Annotated in this window: 13 protein-coding genes; 11 read left to right on the forward strand and 2 right to left on the reverse strand. The window is 43.0% G+C overall.

Annotated features, from left to right (window positions below):
• Nucleotides 1–6: 6 nt before the first annotated feature.
• From E2K93_RS13005 to E2K93_RS13015, 3 genes are all read left to right on the forward strand, one after another.
• The gene (locus tag E2K93_RS13005) at nt 7–3,087 is read left to right on the forward strand and encodes an efflux RND transporter permease subunit (protein ID WP_135439512.1); all 3,081 of its coding nucleotides are present in this window, start codon (nt 7–9) and stop codon (nt 3,085–3,087) included.
• A 190-nt stretch (nt 3,088–3,277) separates the two neighbouring features.
• Nucleotides 3,278–3,616: a zinc ribbon domain-containing protein YjdM gene (locus E2K93_RS13010; RefSeq protein ID WP_135439513.1), complete on the forward strand. Its 339-nt coding sequence runs from the start codon at nt 3,278–3,280 to the stop codon at nt 3,614–3,616.
• A gap of 97 nt (nt 3,617–3,713) precedes the next feature.
• Nucleotides 3,714–4,208, forward strand: coding sequence for an AAA family ATPase (locus E2K93_RS13015; RefSeq protein WP_135439514.1), 495 nt, complete (start codon nt 3,714–3,716; stop codon nt 4,206–4,208).
• Nucleotides 4,209–4,299: 91 nt separating this feature from the next.
• Here the strand turns inward: E2K93_RS13015 and pheA are convergent, their stop codons facing one another.
• On the reverse strand, nt 4,300–5,481 hold the full coding sequence (gene pheA, locus E2K93_RS13020; RefSeq protein WP_135439515.1) for a prephenate dehydratase: 1,182 nt from the start codon (nt 5,479–5,481) through the stop codon (nt 4,300–4,302).
• 59 nt (nt 5,482–5,540) lie between these two features.
• On the opposite strand from pheA, the gene E2K93_RS17860 reads away from it, so the two are divergent.
• The 8 genes from E2K93_RS17860 (at nt 5,541) to E2K93_RS13055 (ending at nt 12,256) form a co-directional block, all read left to right on the forward strand.
• Nucleotides 5,541–5,675 (forward strand): hypothetical protein, encoded by a 135-nt coding sequence (locus E2K93_RS17860; protein ID WP_267128074.1) that lies wholly within the window; start codon nt 5,541–5,543, stop codon nt 5,673–5,675.
• Between the two features lie 47 nt (nt 5,676–5,722).
• Complete coding sequence (locus E2K93_RS13025; protein WP_135439516.1) at nt 5,723–6,271, forward strand: DUF2058 domain-containing protein; 549 nt, start codon at nt 5,723–5,725, stop codon at nt 6,269–6,271.
• Between the two features lie 34 nt (nt 6,272–6,305).
• A complete protein-coding gene (locus tag E2K93_RS13030; RefSeq protein ID WP_135439517.1) occupies nt 6,306–6,674 on the forward strand; it encodes a glutaredoxin family protein in 369 nt (122 codons plus the stop codon).
• A 734-nt stretch (nt 6,675–7,408) separates the two neighbouring features.
• A complete protein-coding gene (msrP, locus tag E2K93_RS13035) occupies nt 7,409–8,410 on the forward strand; it encodes a protein-methionine-sulfoxide reductase catalytic subunit MsrP (protein ID WP_135439518.1) in 1,002 nt (333 codons plus the stop codon).
• Nucleotides 8,411–8,434: 24 nt separating this feature from the next.
• Nucleotides 8,435–9,070, forward strand: coding sequence for a protein-methionine-sulfoxide reductase heme-binding subunit MsrQ (gene msrQ, locus E2K93_RS13040; protein ID WP_323368247.1), 636 nt, complete (start codon nt 8,435–8,437; stop codon nt 9,068–9,070).
• Between the two features lie 47 nt (nt 9,071–9,117).
• Nucleotides 9,118–9,951 (forward strand): pseudouridine synthase family protein, encoded by an 834-nt coding sequence (locus E2K93_RS13045; protein WP_135439520.1) that lies wholly within the window; start codon nt 9,118–9,120, stop codon nt 9,949–9,951.
• 156 nt (nt 9,952–10,107) lie between these two features.
• On the forward strand, nt 10,108–11,241 hold the full coding sequence (locus tag E2K93_RS13050; RefSeq protein WP_135439521.1) for a helix-turn-helix domain-containing protein: 1,134 nt from the start codon (nt 10,108–10,110) through the stop codon (nt 11,239–11,241).
• A 121-nt stretch (nt 11,242–11,362) separates the two neighbouring features.
• Nucleotides 11,363–12,256 (forward strand): DUF2306 domain-containing protein, encoded by an 894-nt coding sequence (locus E2K93_RS13055; protein ID WP_228445303.1) that lies wholly within the window; start codon nt 11,363–11,365, stop codon nt 12,254–12,256.
• 105 nt (nt 12,257–12,361) lie between these two features.
• On the opposite strand, the gene megL is transcribed toward E2K93_RS13055, so the two are convergent.
• On the reverse strand, nt 12,362–13,579 hold the full coding sequence (gene megL / locus E2K93_RS13060) for a methionine gamma-lyase (RefSeq protein ID WP_135440502.1): 1,218 nt from the start codon (nt 13,577–13,579) through the stop codon (nt 12,362–12,364).
• Nucleotides 13,580–13,911: the final 332 nt, after the last annotated feature.

A 13,911-nucleotide genomic window follows, 5' to 3' on the forward strand; every position in this document is an offset into this window, starting at 1 on the left:
CGACGGGTGATTTTATCGGATTTATCAGTTAAACGTCCGGTTTTTGCAACCGTACTTAACCTATTGATCGTTACGTTTGGTATCGTTGCCTTCTTAACCTTACCGTTACGTGAATACCCAGATACCGACAAACCAGTGGTAACGGTACAGACGTCATACCCTGGCGCATCCGCCGCTATTGTCGAAACCAAGATAACGCAATTGTTGGAAGACAAAATTAGCGGTATCGAAGGGGTTAAATCAATCACCTCGACATCAACTGATGGTCGTTCGCGTATTACCATTGAATTTGAACTAGGTCGCGATATTGATGGTGCTGCCAATGATGTGCGTGACAAGATTTCAGCGGAAGTACGACGCTTACCAGATCAAGCCGATCCGCCAGAGGTGCTAAAAGCCAATGATGATGGCGATGTTATCGCTTGGTTTACCTTGCAAAGTGATGTGTTTAACACACTTGAATTAACCGATTACGCCAATCGCTATATTACCGATCGTTTCGCCACGGTAAATGGTGTCGCCGAAGTGATGGTCGGTGGTGGCCGAACCTATGCGATGAAAATATTACTTGACCGCAAAGCCATGGCGGCACGTAATATCACCGTAACTGACGTAGAAGATACCTTAAGAGCAGAAAACGTTGAATTACCTGCCGGTGAAATTGAATCGGTCGACCGAGATTTTAGCGTCCGTGTTGCACGTAGCTATAAGAACGAACAAGACTTTGCCAATATGGTTATTGCCCGTGGTGATAATAATTCATTGGTACGTCTAATTGATGTAGCTCAGGTCAAGGTCATGGCCGAAGACGATGAAACCATGTTTAAAGGCAATGGCCGAAACATGGTTGGTCTTGGTATTATCAAGCAATCTACCGCGAACACCATCTCTGTGGTTGATGCGGCGCGCAAGGAAATGGATATCATCAAAGACAATCTGCCTTCCGGTACCACTATCGTACCAAGCTATGATTCGTCTATTTTTATCAAAGAGTCTATCGACGAAGTATACAATACCTTAGGTATTGCCATGTTTATGGTGGTGCTGGTTATCTTTATCTTCCTTGGTAATATTCGGGCAACCTTGATCCCGGCGGTTACGGTTCCAGTTGCTTTGATTGGCTCAATGATGGTGCTCAGTGCCTTTGGCTTTTCCATTAACTTGTTAACCTTACTGGCGTTGGTGCTTGCCATAGGTTTGGTGGTTGATGATGCGATTGTTGTGCTCGAAAATATTTACCGTCGAATTGAAAACGGTGAAGCGCCTTTGCTGGCGGCATACAATGGTGGCCGTGAAGTGGCGTTTGCGGTTATTGCAACAACCTTGGTATTGGTGTCGGTATTTGTGCCATTGGTGTTTATGTCTGGCGATATCGGCCGTTTATTTACCGAATTTGCCCTTGCCATTGCTGCAGCGGTTATCTTTTCCAGTCTCACCGCACTGTCATTGACACCAATGATGTGTTCAAAATTATTGAAACATCGCCAACGTAGCTCGTCATTTGGACAACTGTTAGATAAAGGCTTTGCCAAGCTTGAAGTGGGCTATGCCAACTTATTGCATTCGACCATTAAACAGCCGGTTATGTTGACCTTTATTATGATCTTAGCATTTGCGTTACTGGTGACTATTTTCAATAAGTTGCCGAATGAATACGCGCCAAAAGAAGATCGTGGCGGCGCCTTTTTGATTATGAGTGGGGCTGAAGGGGCAAGTTACGAAAGTAATGTCAGTAATATGCGTCAAATTGAGCAGAAGCTATTACGTCATTATCAAGAAGGTACATTAGAACGCGTTATTGTTCGTGTTCCCGGTTTTCGAGATACCGGTGGTATCGCCATTATTGGTCTGCCGGCTTGGGATCAGCGTGACATCTCTACTCAAGAGTTTATCAGTGATTTCAACCGTGAGCTATCGACGGTAACCGATGTACGTGCCTTTGTGATGAGTCGTGGTGGTTTAGGTGGTCGTGGTGGCGGTGGTCGTCCAATCGGTTTTGTTCTGCAAGGTAATAGTTATGAAGAGTTGGCGCGCTGGCGCGACATCATTATGACTCGTGCGCAACAAAACCCAGGTATCATCGGCTTAGAAAGCGACTATAAAGAAACCTCGCCACAGTTATTGGTGAACATCGATCGCACGCGCGCATCCGATCTAGGTGTTTCTGTTGGCGATATCGGTAAAACCCTGGAAACCATGTTGGGTAATCGTCGAGTTACAACATACATTGATCGCGGTGAGGAATACGATGTCATCTTAGAAGGTGACGAAAGTGATTATCGTAGCCCTAGCGCCATTGATAATATTTATGTGCGTTCAAAAGCAACAGATCAGCTGATCCCTATGTCTAACTTGATCAGCTTTTCTGAAAATGCCCGCTCCAAACAACTGAACCGCCATAACCGACTGCGCAGTATTACCCTGGAAGGTAATTTAGCTGAAGGTTATACCTTAGGTGAAGCATTAGACTTTTTAAATAATGTGGTTAAGGAAGAGCTGCCTGTTGAAGCCTCCGTTGATTACACAGGACAATCATTGAAGCTAAAAGAAGGGGCCAGTTCGATGACCTTCATTTTTGCTTTGGCATTGTTGATTACCTATTTGGTTCTAGCTGCACAGTTTGAAAGCTTTGTGCACCCATTTGTGATCATGCTGACCGTACCGCTTGCTTTGGTTGGTGGTCTATTAGGTTTATACCTCATGGGCATGAGTCTTAACATTTACAGTCAAATTGGTATTGTGATGTTGATTGGTTTGGCGGCGAAAAACGGTATCTTAATTGTTGAATTTGCCAATCAATTACGTGATAAAGGAATCGAGTTTAGTGACGCCATTGTACAAGCGTCGCAGCAACGATTACGACCTATTGTGATGACATCGTTTACCACGGTAATGAGTGCTATTCCTTTGGTTATTGCCATAGGCCCTGGTGCGGAAAGCCGCATGGTACTTGGTGTGGTTATTTTTGCTGGGGTTAGTATCGCCACTATCTTTACCTTGTTTGTTGTTCCGGGCGCGTACTACTGGTTGTGTCGTAATACCAAATCACCAGAATTTATCGCCAAGCAAATCGATGAGCAAAGCTAACCGCTAATCTCTGTTACATAACGAATAAGCCGCACGGTTAATAGGTGCGGCTTTTTTTATCTGCGTGATAAGCGTTTTTATTTGAGCTGTCATTAATTTTCCCTATAATGACAACGGCATTGCAGCCTTTAAACTAGACTGAGATGGATGCCAAATGTTTATATTTTAGCCGTCAAAAGAAGCCAATATTATGTCTTTTCCTCCTTGCCCTGAATGCAAATCTGAATACGTTTACCAAGATCAAAATCAATTAATTTGTCCTGAATGTGGCCACGAATGGAACCCCGAACAGGCGGTCATTGATGACGACGCGGTCATCGTTAAAGATGCCAATGGAGCACAGCTTAATGAGGGTGACAAAGCAACGGTCATTAAAGATTTAAAAATTAAAGGCAGTTCACAGGTTATTAAGATTGGTACAAAAGTATTGATTAGACGTATTCAAGACAGCAAAGATCATCAACTCGACTGTAAGGTCGATGGTGCCGGCGAAATGATGGTGACCGCTAAGTTCGTTAAGAAGTCGTAAGTGAGCATCATCATACAAGTAATATGGGGCTGTCGCGGTTTGTTGCGCTAACTTACTCATTTGCTAATTCGATAATTTAAAATACAAAGGGTCGTTAATGACTAAAGTCGTGGTTTTTGGCAATTCAGGCTCTGGCAAATCAACGCTGGCAAAACAGCTACGCGATAGCTGTGCGTGTGCACACTTAGACTTAGATACTATCGCTTGGCAAGCTGTGGTGCCGCCACAACGCAAACCGCTTAGTCAGTCTCGGCAATTGATTGATGAATTTTTAGCGCGTAATCAAGATTGGGTGATTGAAGGCTGTTACGCGGATTTATTAGACATGGTGATGGCTGATGCTGACGAGGTGATTTTCTTAAACTTACCTATTCACGCCTGTATTGAAAACGCCAAACGTCGCCCATGGGAACCTCATAAATACCCATCAAAACAAGCGCAAGATGAAAATTTAGCGATGTTGATAGACTGGATTTCAGCCTATACACGTCGTGATGATACATTCTCATATCGTGCGCACCAGCAACTGTATGACGACTTTAAAGGCAAAAAATCAATTCGAGTCGAAAATCAGGCAATAAAAAACAGTTAGCGCACCAGTCTTGGTTGGCTTAACTGTTTATTATCTAACAAGGTTATGCACTCTTGGCTAACGGCAAATCGAATTAACCAAGAGTCCTCGACTATTTTTTCAATGCCTCTACGGGAACTTGCGTCGGTTTGATTTGTTCACTGGCATAACAACCCAGTACCTTGATGAAACGGGTCAGCTTGGTCAGCTTATTCAACACTTCTTGCATCGCTGCCGTTTGCAAATTGGCTTCAACGTCAATATAGAACATCTCTTCCCAAGGTCGCCCTTGAATCGGTCTCGATTCAAGTTTGGTCATGTTGACGCCGTATTCTTTTAAGACAATCAAACAGTCCACCAACGCCCCAGGATTTTGATCCGTTGCCATAATAAACGTGGTTTTCGCTGGGATTTGTTCTGCTACATCAACCGGCTTTCTCGCCACTAAAATAAAACGGCTATGGTTTTCTTGTTGATTAGCAATGGATTTTACCAATGGCAATAAATCGTATAACTTACCACCTTCCTCAGAACCAATAACCGCAATGTTTTGGTCTTTGGTTTGTGCCACTTTTTGCATTGCTTGCGCACTGGAGTCGCAATACTCAATGCGAATGCCATCTTGCTTATGCAAGAAGTTGCTGCATTGTACCGCAGGTTGCGCATGGGCGTAGATAACCTTGATATCTTCCAGCTTACTGTTAACCGAGGTCAGCAAACAGTGATCGATTGGCTGTGATAGCTCGCCGACGATGGAAAGGTTGGTGTGTTGCAGTAAATCATATACCTCATTTATCGAACCCGAACTGGTATTTTCAATTGGCAATACACCGTAATCAACGTTACCAGACTCCACTTGATTGAGGATTTCGGCAAAGCTGTCACAACCATATTCAGTGATTTCTTCAGCACGGCGAGAGAAATAACGATAGGATGCCAAATAACTATACGAGCCTTTATCCCCTAGGAAAGCAACGCTAACTCTAGGTGTTTTAATATTTGGGTTTTTAAGTTGCTGCAAAAATGCTTGCTGGTTTAATACCGAGTCTTCAATAATGGTTTGGAAAACACTGGTCACATAGTGCGCATCAAGGCCTTTTTCTTTACCTATTTGAATGAGGCGAACTAATAGTTCTTGTTCGCGTTGTTGGTCACGCACTGGGCGCACCTGATGAGCCTTACTTTTCGCCACATTTAAGGTTAAAGCTCGGCGCTCGGCAAATAGCTCAAGCAGTTGCTGATCAAGATCGGTGATCTGTTCTCTAATTACGTTTAAATCCAAACTGTCGGTCATGACAACACCTTAAATTGTCCAAAGGCAAAAACAAAGAAACCTCCGCTTGGGGAGGTTTCGTGAAAATTATTTACGAAAAATCCCCAACGTCAGTCGGTAAAAAAGATAAAAAAGAAGCGGCTGGTGAATTTATTCATGGTTTTACTCTATTAACCTTAAGGAAAACTGTCAACGAAAAACTTGAAATCTGTTAAGATAGCGCCATTTATATGCTATTGAACTTACTAACTGGGTGTGAACGATGTCTTCTTTACAAGATCAATTGCTAAAGGCTGGGTTGACGACTAAGCAAAAAGCGCGTCAAGCCAATACCGATAGGCGTAAAAAGAAAAAACAAAAAAACAGTGGCGTTAAAGTTGAAGCCACGTTGCAAGAGCAAGTGCAGCAAGATCTTGCCAAAGCGAAATCTGACAAAGCTGAGAAAGACAAAGCACTGAATCAGCAAAAGCAGCAACAGCTTGCCGAGAAAGAGCAGCAACATCGTATTTTGCAGATATTAGAACATCACCATATCAAAGACATTGATGGTGAACTTGAGTACAACTATACCGAGCACGGCAAGGTGAAAAAGTTGTACATTAATGCGCAAACGCAAAAGGCGTTAATTAATGGCCGTTTGGCGATTTGTGCGATGAATGGTAATAGCTTTGTGGTGACCGCGGAGACAGCAGCGAAACTGGCGCAGATTGACGAGTCAGTGGTTTTGCTTAGTAACGACAAAGCCGATGATATGGTCGATGAAGATGATCCATATGCCGATTATCAAATCCCAGATGATTTGATGTGGTAAGCCAAGTTTTAAATATTTTTTTGAGGAGTAGTAAATGGCGGTAATTCGTTTTATTTTGGGCCGTTTGATTTTATTGTTTAATTTTATTTTTTCACCAAAGTCGGTGCAGCGTGACAGTGACAGTCAGCAAAAATTAGATCAAACAACCGATAGTTTTAGTTTGTACCAGCTTAATGCTTGCCCATTTTGTGTCAAAGTACGTCGTGCAATGAAGCGTCAGGGCTTAAACATTAAATTGGTCGACATTAAACAAGATGATAACTTACAACACTTGATTGAAAGCGGTGGCAAGCGCACCGTACCGTGTCTGCGCATAGATAATCAAGATGGCAGCAGTCAGTGGATGTACGAGTCATCTGCGATCATCAAGTATCTTGATGATGTGGCAGCCAAAGCCGCGTAAGTTAAATCCGCGCAATGATAGTTATATCGTCAGCAAAAAGCCGGTGCTCCGGCAAGCTATTGACCGTTCGTGTTTATTTTATCGCCAATAGGTCTTAAGCAATAAACTATACAAAATAAAAAGCCTCAGCCAAATATTTGGCCGAGGCTTTTTATTAGGATATGGATGGTTCTTTACGTCCGCTCAGTGCCATTCAGAGACGGTCACAATACATATTAAAAAATCACCAAAGAAGTACGCACATAATTAGAAAAGTTGCACCGTCATTCCCGCGAAGGCGGGAACCTCCATCAGGTTCGAAGTGACTTTGAAGGGCAGCTTTGAGCCAATGACGGTGTTATTTTTGAGAGACAGTGTATAGCCGCTTATCGCTCAAAGCGGAAGTTTAACATCCGCTGCCAGACTGTTAATCTACCCATTAATAGCAATATGTCAAATCGCCAAAAAAGGCCTTTCGTATTATGCACACGAAAGGTCAATAGCTTGGTTCTCCGGCCTTTTTGTGTCTGTGGTTTGGTAAAAAGTCGATTGGCAAGAGTAAATGAGATGAACTGTCAGTAATTTTATGCAACGAGTGCGTGGCTTCTCGACATATCATCGTCTAATAGTATTTCTGCAGCCATAGCATGACTTACACAAATATTTGTTGTTGAATATGATGAACTGAGGAAATTTTATGTTCGTATCATCTGTCCTAGTTTAAAGTTAACCTATATTTGGGGCACAGTACCGTTATGGCAAAATTATCGAAGCAGCAGTTTAACTGCAAAGAAAGCCAAGTTACCGATGAAAAAATTTATCAGCAACGTCGCCAGTTGTTGAAAAAGTTAGGCTATGTTGGCGCTGCCGGACTATTAGCCCCTTATGCAGGCCTAAGCATGGCCAATGGCAAAGAATCAAACGAATTCAGTTTGCGTGAATTAGCGTTCTCCAAAACCAACAAAGCGTCGATTAGTGAAAAACTCACCCCTGAGTCAAAAGTGACGACGCACAATAATTTTTACGAATTTGGTGCGCAAAAACACCAACCTGCCGAGCTCGCGCAAAAGTTTAAGGTCAATCCATGGCAATTAAAAATAAGCGGTGAAGTAGAAAAACAACTGACCTTAGATTATGACGACTTATTCAGTCGCTTTGACATAGAAGAGCGCATTTACCGCTTACGTTGCGTTGAAGCGTGGTCGATGGTTGTGCCTTGGTTAGGGTTCCAATTAAGCGATTTGATTAAACTGGCACAGCCAACCAGCAAGGCAAAATACGTAAAATTTAAAACCCTGTACGATCCGAAACAAATGCCAGGACAAGCCAATCGCTATTTAGGTGGCGGTATAAAGTACCCGTATCAAGAAGGTTTGCGCATGGATGAAGCCATGAACCCACTCACTATTATGGCTGTGGGGCTTTATGGTAAAACCTTACCACGACAAAATGGCGCGCCGATTCGCTTGGTGTTACCGTGGAAGTATGGGTTTAAAAGCATTAAGTCGATTGTTGAAATAGAATTTACCGAGCAACAACCCGCGACAACCTGGAGTAAACTGGCACCTAAAGAGTATGGCTTTTATGCGAATGTTAACCCTAATGTTGATCACCCTCGCTGGTCACAAAAAAGCGAGCGCCGAATCACCTCCGGGGGACTGTTTAGTCGCAATCGCATCGACACACAAATGTTTAATGGCTATGGCGAACAGGTAGCGCAGATGTACCAAAACATGGATTTGGCTAAGTATTATTAATACGGTATTCGATTAACTATGGCGATGAATAGAACGAAAATATGGTTGCTTAAAGCGCTGATCCACATCGCCGCTTTACCTGTGGCGGTGTACTATTATTATCTCGCGATTAGTGATCAATTTGGCGCAGATCCGGTTGAGGCGATCATTCATTTTACCGGCATTGGCGCATTGAATTTATTATTGATTACCTTAGCCGTCTCGCCTGTTGCGAAATATTTCAAACAGCCGTGGCTGCTTAATGTCAGGCGCCTGTTAGGACTTTATGCTGCGTTTTACGCATTGCTTCATGTGGCTAACTTTTTTCTATTTGAATTACAGTTGGACTTTAGCTTATTCATTGCTGAAGTTATTGAGCGGCCGTATATCACCGTCGGTATGATTGCGTTTGTATTGATCGCAGCATTGGCAATTACCTCATGGAGTCGAATTCGTCGTAAAATGGGCCGCAGTTGGCAAAAGCTGCATAATTATAATTACCTGTTAACGGCGTTGGTGACTATCCACTTTTATTGGTCAGTCAAATCCGAACTGATTGAACCTTCTATCTATATTTTAGTGTTATTGGTGTTGCTATCGTTTCGCCAGCGCAAGTTTAAGCCTTGGCTTAAAGCACTAAAAAGCCTGTCCTTTGCTCGCTTGTTGTCGCGTAAAACCTAACAACAAGGTACACTTACACTTCTATCAATAATTGTTAATAAAATGATATGGATACGCCTGAGCAGTGGCACGTCACAGTCAGCAGCGCTGATCATAACGCGGTAAATTTACTGGCTAATGCCAGTGGCTTGTCGGCGCAATGGGTTAAGCAAGCAATGCAAAAAGGTTGCGTTTGGCATACGCGCAATAAGCATACTCAGCGTCTGAGGCGCAGCAAAAAAGCCTTGCAAGTAGGTGATGAAATACACTTTTATTATAACTCACAAGTGCTCAACCAAGAGGTTGATGACGCCATATTGATTGATGATCAGCTTGCATTCAGTGTTTGGTTTAAGCCTTATGGCATGGTGTGCCAAGGGTCTAAGTGGGGCGACCACACGACCATCAATCGTTTTGCCGAAACCCACCTTAAGCCGCAACGCCCGGCATTTATTGTTCATCGCCTTGATAAAGCAACAACCGGCATCATGGTCATGGCTCATAGTAAAGCCGCGGCGAGAGAGTTGTCGACAGCGTTTGAACAACGCTTAACGGCAAAGATCTATCAAGCGGTGGTCTCAACCGCATGGCAATTATCTGACGATAAGGTGACCGTCGACTTGGATGTCGATGGCAAACATGCCGTCAGTCACATTACGCTTTTGCAAAACGATGTAATCAATAATAAAGCCTTAGTCTCGGTTAAAATTGATACCGGCCGTAAACATCAAATACGCAAACACCTTGCGTCGCTAAACATGGCCATTCTAGGTGATCGTTTATATGGCGATGCAACAACCTTTGCCTGCGATTTGCAGTTAAGAGCCGTTGCATTGGCGTTTGATTTTCAAAATCAACGTTACAGTTACCAATTACCAGAACAGCAATATTTGTCACTGTAACGCGACGATTATTAATGGCATACTTTGCATATTAAAACGTTGCAAGCCAATCCCAAATCAATGCTCGCAACTATGCTTGCAACTATGCTCGCAATTATGTTTATCATCTTGATGTGTTAACTTTATCGACACGAAAATAGGCATTCGGAATTTAATATGGCAATTGATGTAGTACCAACGGTGCTTTACTCAGGCATGTTGGGGGTCGTTATATCGGCACTTGTTCAAGCCACTAGCAAACCTAAGCATAAACAGACAATGTATTTGTCTGGGCTGTTAGTACTGTTGATCATTCATATTTTAGGAGAGCTCTATATATATTCTGGTGCTTACCGATTTGCACCTGGGTTAGCTGGCTTTCAGTTACCTATTCGAATGCTATTGGGGCCGGCTCTTTATTTTTATGCCTATGCGGCGATGTCAGCAGACAGCAAACGCTCTGTGCGAAGTTATTTAACCGCGCTACTCGGGCCGCTTGTTGTTATTGTTGCTATGTTACCGTTTATTTTCGCCATGACTGCCGAGCAGAAACTAGCCTTGGCGGATCCTGCAACCCGTGATCCAGAGCTATGGCAGATAGCCATATATACCTGCTTGTTTTCTGCAGTAGCTTTTATTTTCTTTACCTTTGCATACTTGTTTGCAGCGTTAAAATTGCACGCACAACATCGCAAGCAGTTAATGGATAAATACTCTGCCATTGAAAAACGCTCAATGGATTGGTTTCGAGTTGTGTTGATTTTGTGGGGGCTAGCTTGGCTTGTTTACGCAGCTAACTACGCTGCAACGTTTATTGGCGTTAAATGGTTTGCTGTCGCTACACTGTTGCCATTATTTGAATTGTTAATCTTAATCGCATTTACGCACCTTGCTCTTAATCAATCGGAGCTGAGAGAGTCGGAAAAGGGCAGTGCTCAACAAACCCAACAAAGAACAACGGTGATTCCGCCGGAAAAAATGCATCAAATCGCTGAGAAGTTATCGGCTACCATGGCAGAAAAGCAACTCTATAGAGACGATGAGTTATCGTTAAATAGCTTATCAACGTCAATTGCAGTAAGTGAGAATTATATTTCAGAAACACTGTCACAATTTCTCAATACCAATTTTTTTCAATTCGTCAATAGCTACCGAGTTGAAGAAGCGAAAAAGCTACTAATGGATAGCGACATGTTGGTTTCAACGATTGCCTATGAAGTGGGTTTTAAATCAAAATCGACCTTTAATTCGGCTTTTAAAAAAATCGTAGGCACCACCCCGACCGCGTTTAAAAAAGCACCACAAATCTAAAAGTAGGCGAAATAATAGACGGTTAACGGACTAATTAGACCGAATGTGCCCATTCGGACGACATTAATGGCCTTTTTTTAGAAACTTTGCAGACACTTTTCATGTAATAGAGAAACTTGATTTGCAAACAACATCAAAAAATATTTCGTTATCAAGCGAACAACAAAAAAGCGTTTCGAGCGACCAGCTAACGAAAAAATCGACATTAGCCTTAGCCAATAATCTATTAAAGTACTCCGCAATATTTTGGTTTTTGGCGATAATGGCAGGCCAATGGTTGTTCTTTTATTATATTTTATCCTTTTACGGCTTTTCAGTGATCAACGATAATATGGAAATCTGGAATCGCTGGGAGGCATTAGGCAGTAGCCCATATAAAGCTGGTGACAGTGCCGGAAATCTGGTTTTTGCAGCGCATACTATTGGGGCTGGCATTGTTGCCTTTGGCGGTGCATTGCAATTGATCCCCAAAGTGCGGGCGGTTGCGCCAAGGTTTCACAAGATAAATGGTTATATCTATCTAGCGACCGTGTTTTGCTTGGCCATGTCAGGCTTCTATTTATCTTGGATTCGCGGCGCGAGTCCCGATACGGTGTCGGCGATAGGAACAAGTATAAATGGTTTTCTTATTTTGGGGTTCGCCTTCCTTGCCGTTAAACATGCCATAAATAGAGACATCGCCACTCATAGACAATGGGCTATACGATTATTTCTTGTCTCCAATGCACAGTGGTTTCTGCGTGTAGGCGTGTTCAGTTATATGATCACAGGGACCGTTTTAGGAGCCAAACCTGCATTTGGCGATCCATTTTTTACTATTTGGACCTTTGCTTGTTTTCTTTTACCACTGGCGGCTGCGCAACTTTATTTTTATGCGTCTACTCGTCCTAATGCCAATCTAAAAATCGTCGCTGCTGCGGTGCTGTTTATATTAACTATGTTAATGATAATTGGTGTCATTGGCTTAACACCATTCCTTATGCAAATAGTAAGTGGCGAGCCAATTAGCTTCTAATGGTAAATGTTAATAGCTAGAACAAGAATGGTAGAAAAAGTTTGGTGCCTGAACGCGGGGGAGACAATGCATTCGAGGCACCACTACGTATGATGGTGAAAACGACTAAAAGTTCACAACATTTGGCGGCGTTGGTTGGGCAATTTTTGTCAACGCGTGTTTTAGGTCGTCAATAATGTCGTCAACGGACTCTAAACCCACTGAGATTCGGATTAATGTATCGCTAATACCGGCATCGCGACGCTCTTCTTCACTATAGGGAGAGTGGGTCATCGATGCTGGGTGTTGAATTAATGACTCTGCATCACCTAAGCTTACCGCAATTGAAAACAGCTGCATGCTATTAATAAAGCGTTCACCATCGATAATGCTGCCTGCTAGCTCAAACGCTATCACACCACCGGCAGCCTGCATTTGCGTGCCGATGTATTTATGATCTGGATGACTAGCCAAGCCAGGGTAATAAACGCTGCGAACTTGAGGTTGGCGTTGCAGAAACTCGGCAACCGTCTGCGCGTTTTGACAATGTCTTTCCATGCGCAGGTTAAGAGTTTTCAAACCGCGAATGATCAGCGATGCATCATGCGGACTAATGGTGCCACCAAAGTCCTTTAAAATGGTCAATTTAATATGTTCAATCATCTCGTTGCTACCGCACACTATGCCGGCAACGACATCACCATGGCCGTTAAGGTATTTAGTTGCACTGTGAATCACGACATCAATGCCAAACTGTTTTGGTTGTTGCAACATTGGCGTTAAAAAGGTGTTGTCGACGATAGAGACTAGGTTATGTTGCTTGGCAATGTCGGCAACCATCTGCAAATCGATGACCGCCATATTGGGATTAATAGGGGTTTCCAAAAATATTGCTTTGGTATTGTCCTGAATCGCTTGTTTGATGTTCTCTGCACAACTCATATCAACGAGGCTGACCTCTACGCCAAAACGGGTAAGCTGATGGCTAATAAAGGCGTAACTGCAGCCGTACAGAGCCTTGCTGGCAATCAGATGGTCACCGGCGCTAACATTCGCTAACAGCGCCGCGGATACCGCCGCCATGCCTGTTGCCGTAGCTGCAGCGTCATCCATATCTTCAAGTGCGGCGACTTTAAGTTCGAGTTCACGGGTTGTTGGGTTACCTAAACGTGTGTATATATACCCTTGTGATTCACCGGCAAATCGCTCTGCGCCTTGCGCTGCTGAATCGAATACGAAGGTTGAGGTTTGGTACAAAGGTGTTGCTAGACTTCCGTATTGATCAGAGTGTTGCTTACCCGCGTGAATGGCGCGGGTTGCCATATTCATTTGTTTCTTCATCATCATCCCCATTATTTGTTGCAATTGTTTGCACTGGTTTTCGTATTAGCCGGTTGTGTTGTTTTTTGTTGTGTTTGTTATCAAACGGCCGAGTAGCCAGTACATCTATGTGCGTTGCTTATTGACGTAATTACTGCAAGATGCTTACCGATTATTTAATTGTTAATAATTTCAATGGCTTAATCGTTTGTGTTGTTTGTTTTAGAAGTGGTTAGTTATTGTTTTGTAATATTTTTATTACATTAAATTTGTTATCTGTCGATTAAATCGGCTTGGCGATGTATATCGTTTACCTTTACCTGCTTACTTAGACTGTTTTATCGCCTGTTTATTGC

This window comes from Thalassotalea sp. HSM 43, from assembly GCF_004752005.1.
Lineage (GTDB): Bacteria > Pseudomonadota > Gammaproteobacteria > Enterobacterales > Alteromonadaceae > Thalassotalea_A.

Coding starts and splice junctions, on each gene's coding strand:
- E2K93_RS13045 (WP_135439520.1), top strand. CDS start 9,118: ATGGATACGCCTGAGCAGTGGCACGTCACAGTCAGCAGCGCTGATCAT.
- megL (WP_135440502.1), bottom strand. CDS start 13,579: ATGATGAAGAAACAAATGAATATGGCAACCCGCGCCATTCACGCGGGT.
- E2K93_RS13050 (WP_135439521.1), top strand. CDS start 10,108: ATGGCAATTGATGTAGTACCAACGGTGCTTTACTCAGGCATGTTGGGG.
- E2K93_RS13030 (WP_135439517.1), top strand. CDS start 6,306: ATGGCGGTAATTCGTTTTATTTTGGGCCGTTTGATTTTATTGTTTAAT.
- pheA (WP_135439515.1), bottom strand. CDS start 5,481: ATGACCGACAGTTTGGATTTAAACGTAATTAGAGAACAGATCACCGAT.
- E2K93_RS13025 (WP_135439516.1), top strand. CDS start 5,723: ATGTCTTCTTTACAAGATCAATTGCTAAAGGCTGGGTTGACGACTAAG.
- msrQ (WP_323368247.1), top strand. CDS start 8,435: ATGAATAGAACGAAAATATGGTTGCTTAAAGCGCTGATCCACATCGCC.
- msrP (WP_135439518.1), top strand. CDS start 7,409: ATGGCAAAATTATCGAAGCAGCAGTTTAACTGCAAAGAAAGCCAAGTT.
- E2K93_RS13015 (WP_135439514.1), top strand. CDS start 3,714: ATGACTAAAGTCGTGGTTTTTGGCAATTCAGGCTCTGGCAAATCAACG.
- E2K93_RS13010 (WP_135439513.1), top strand. CDS start 3,278: ATGTCTTTTCCTCCTTGCCCTGAATGCAAATCTGAATACGTTTACCAA.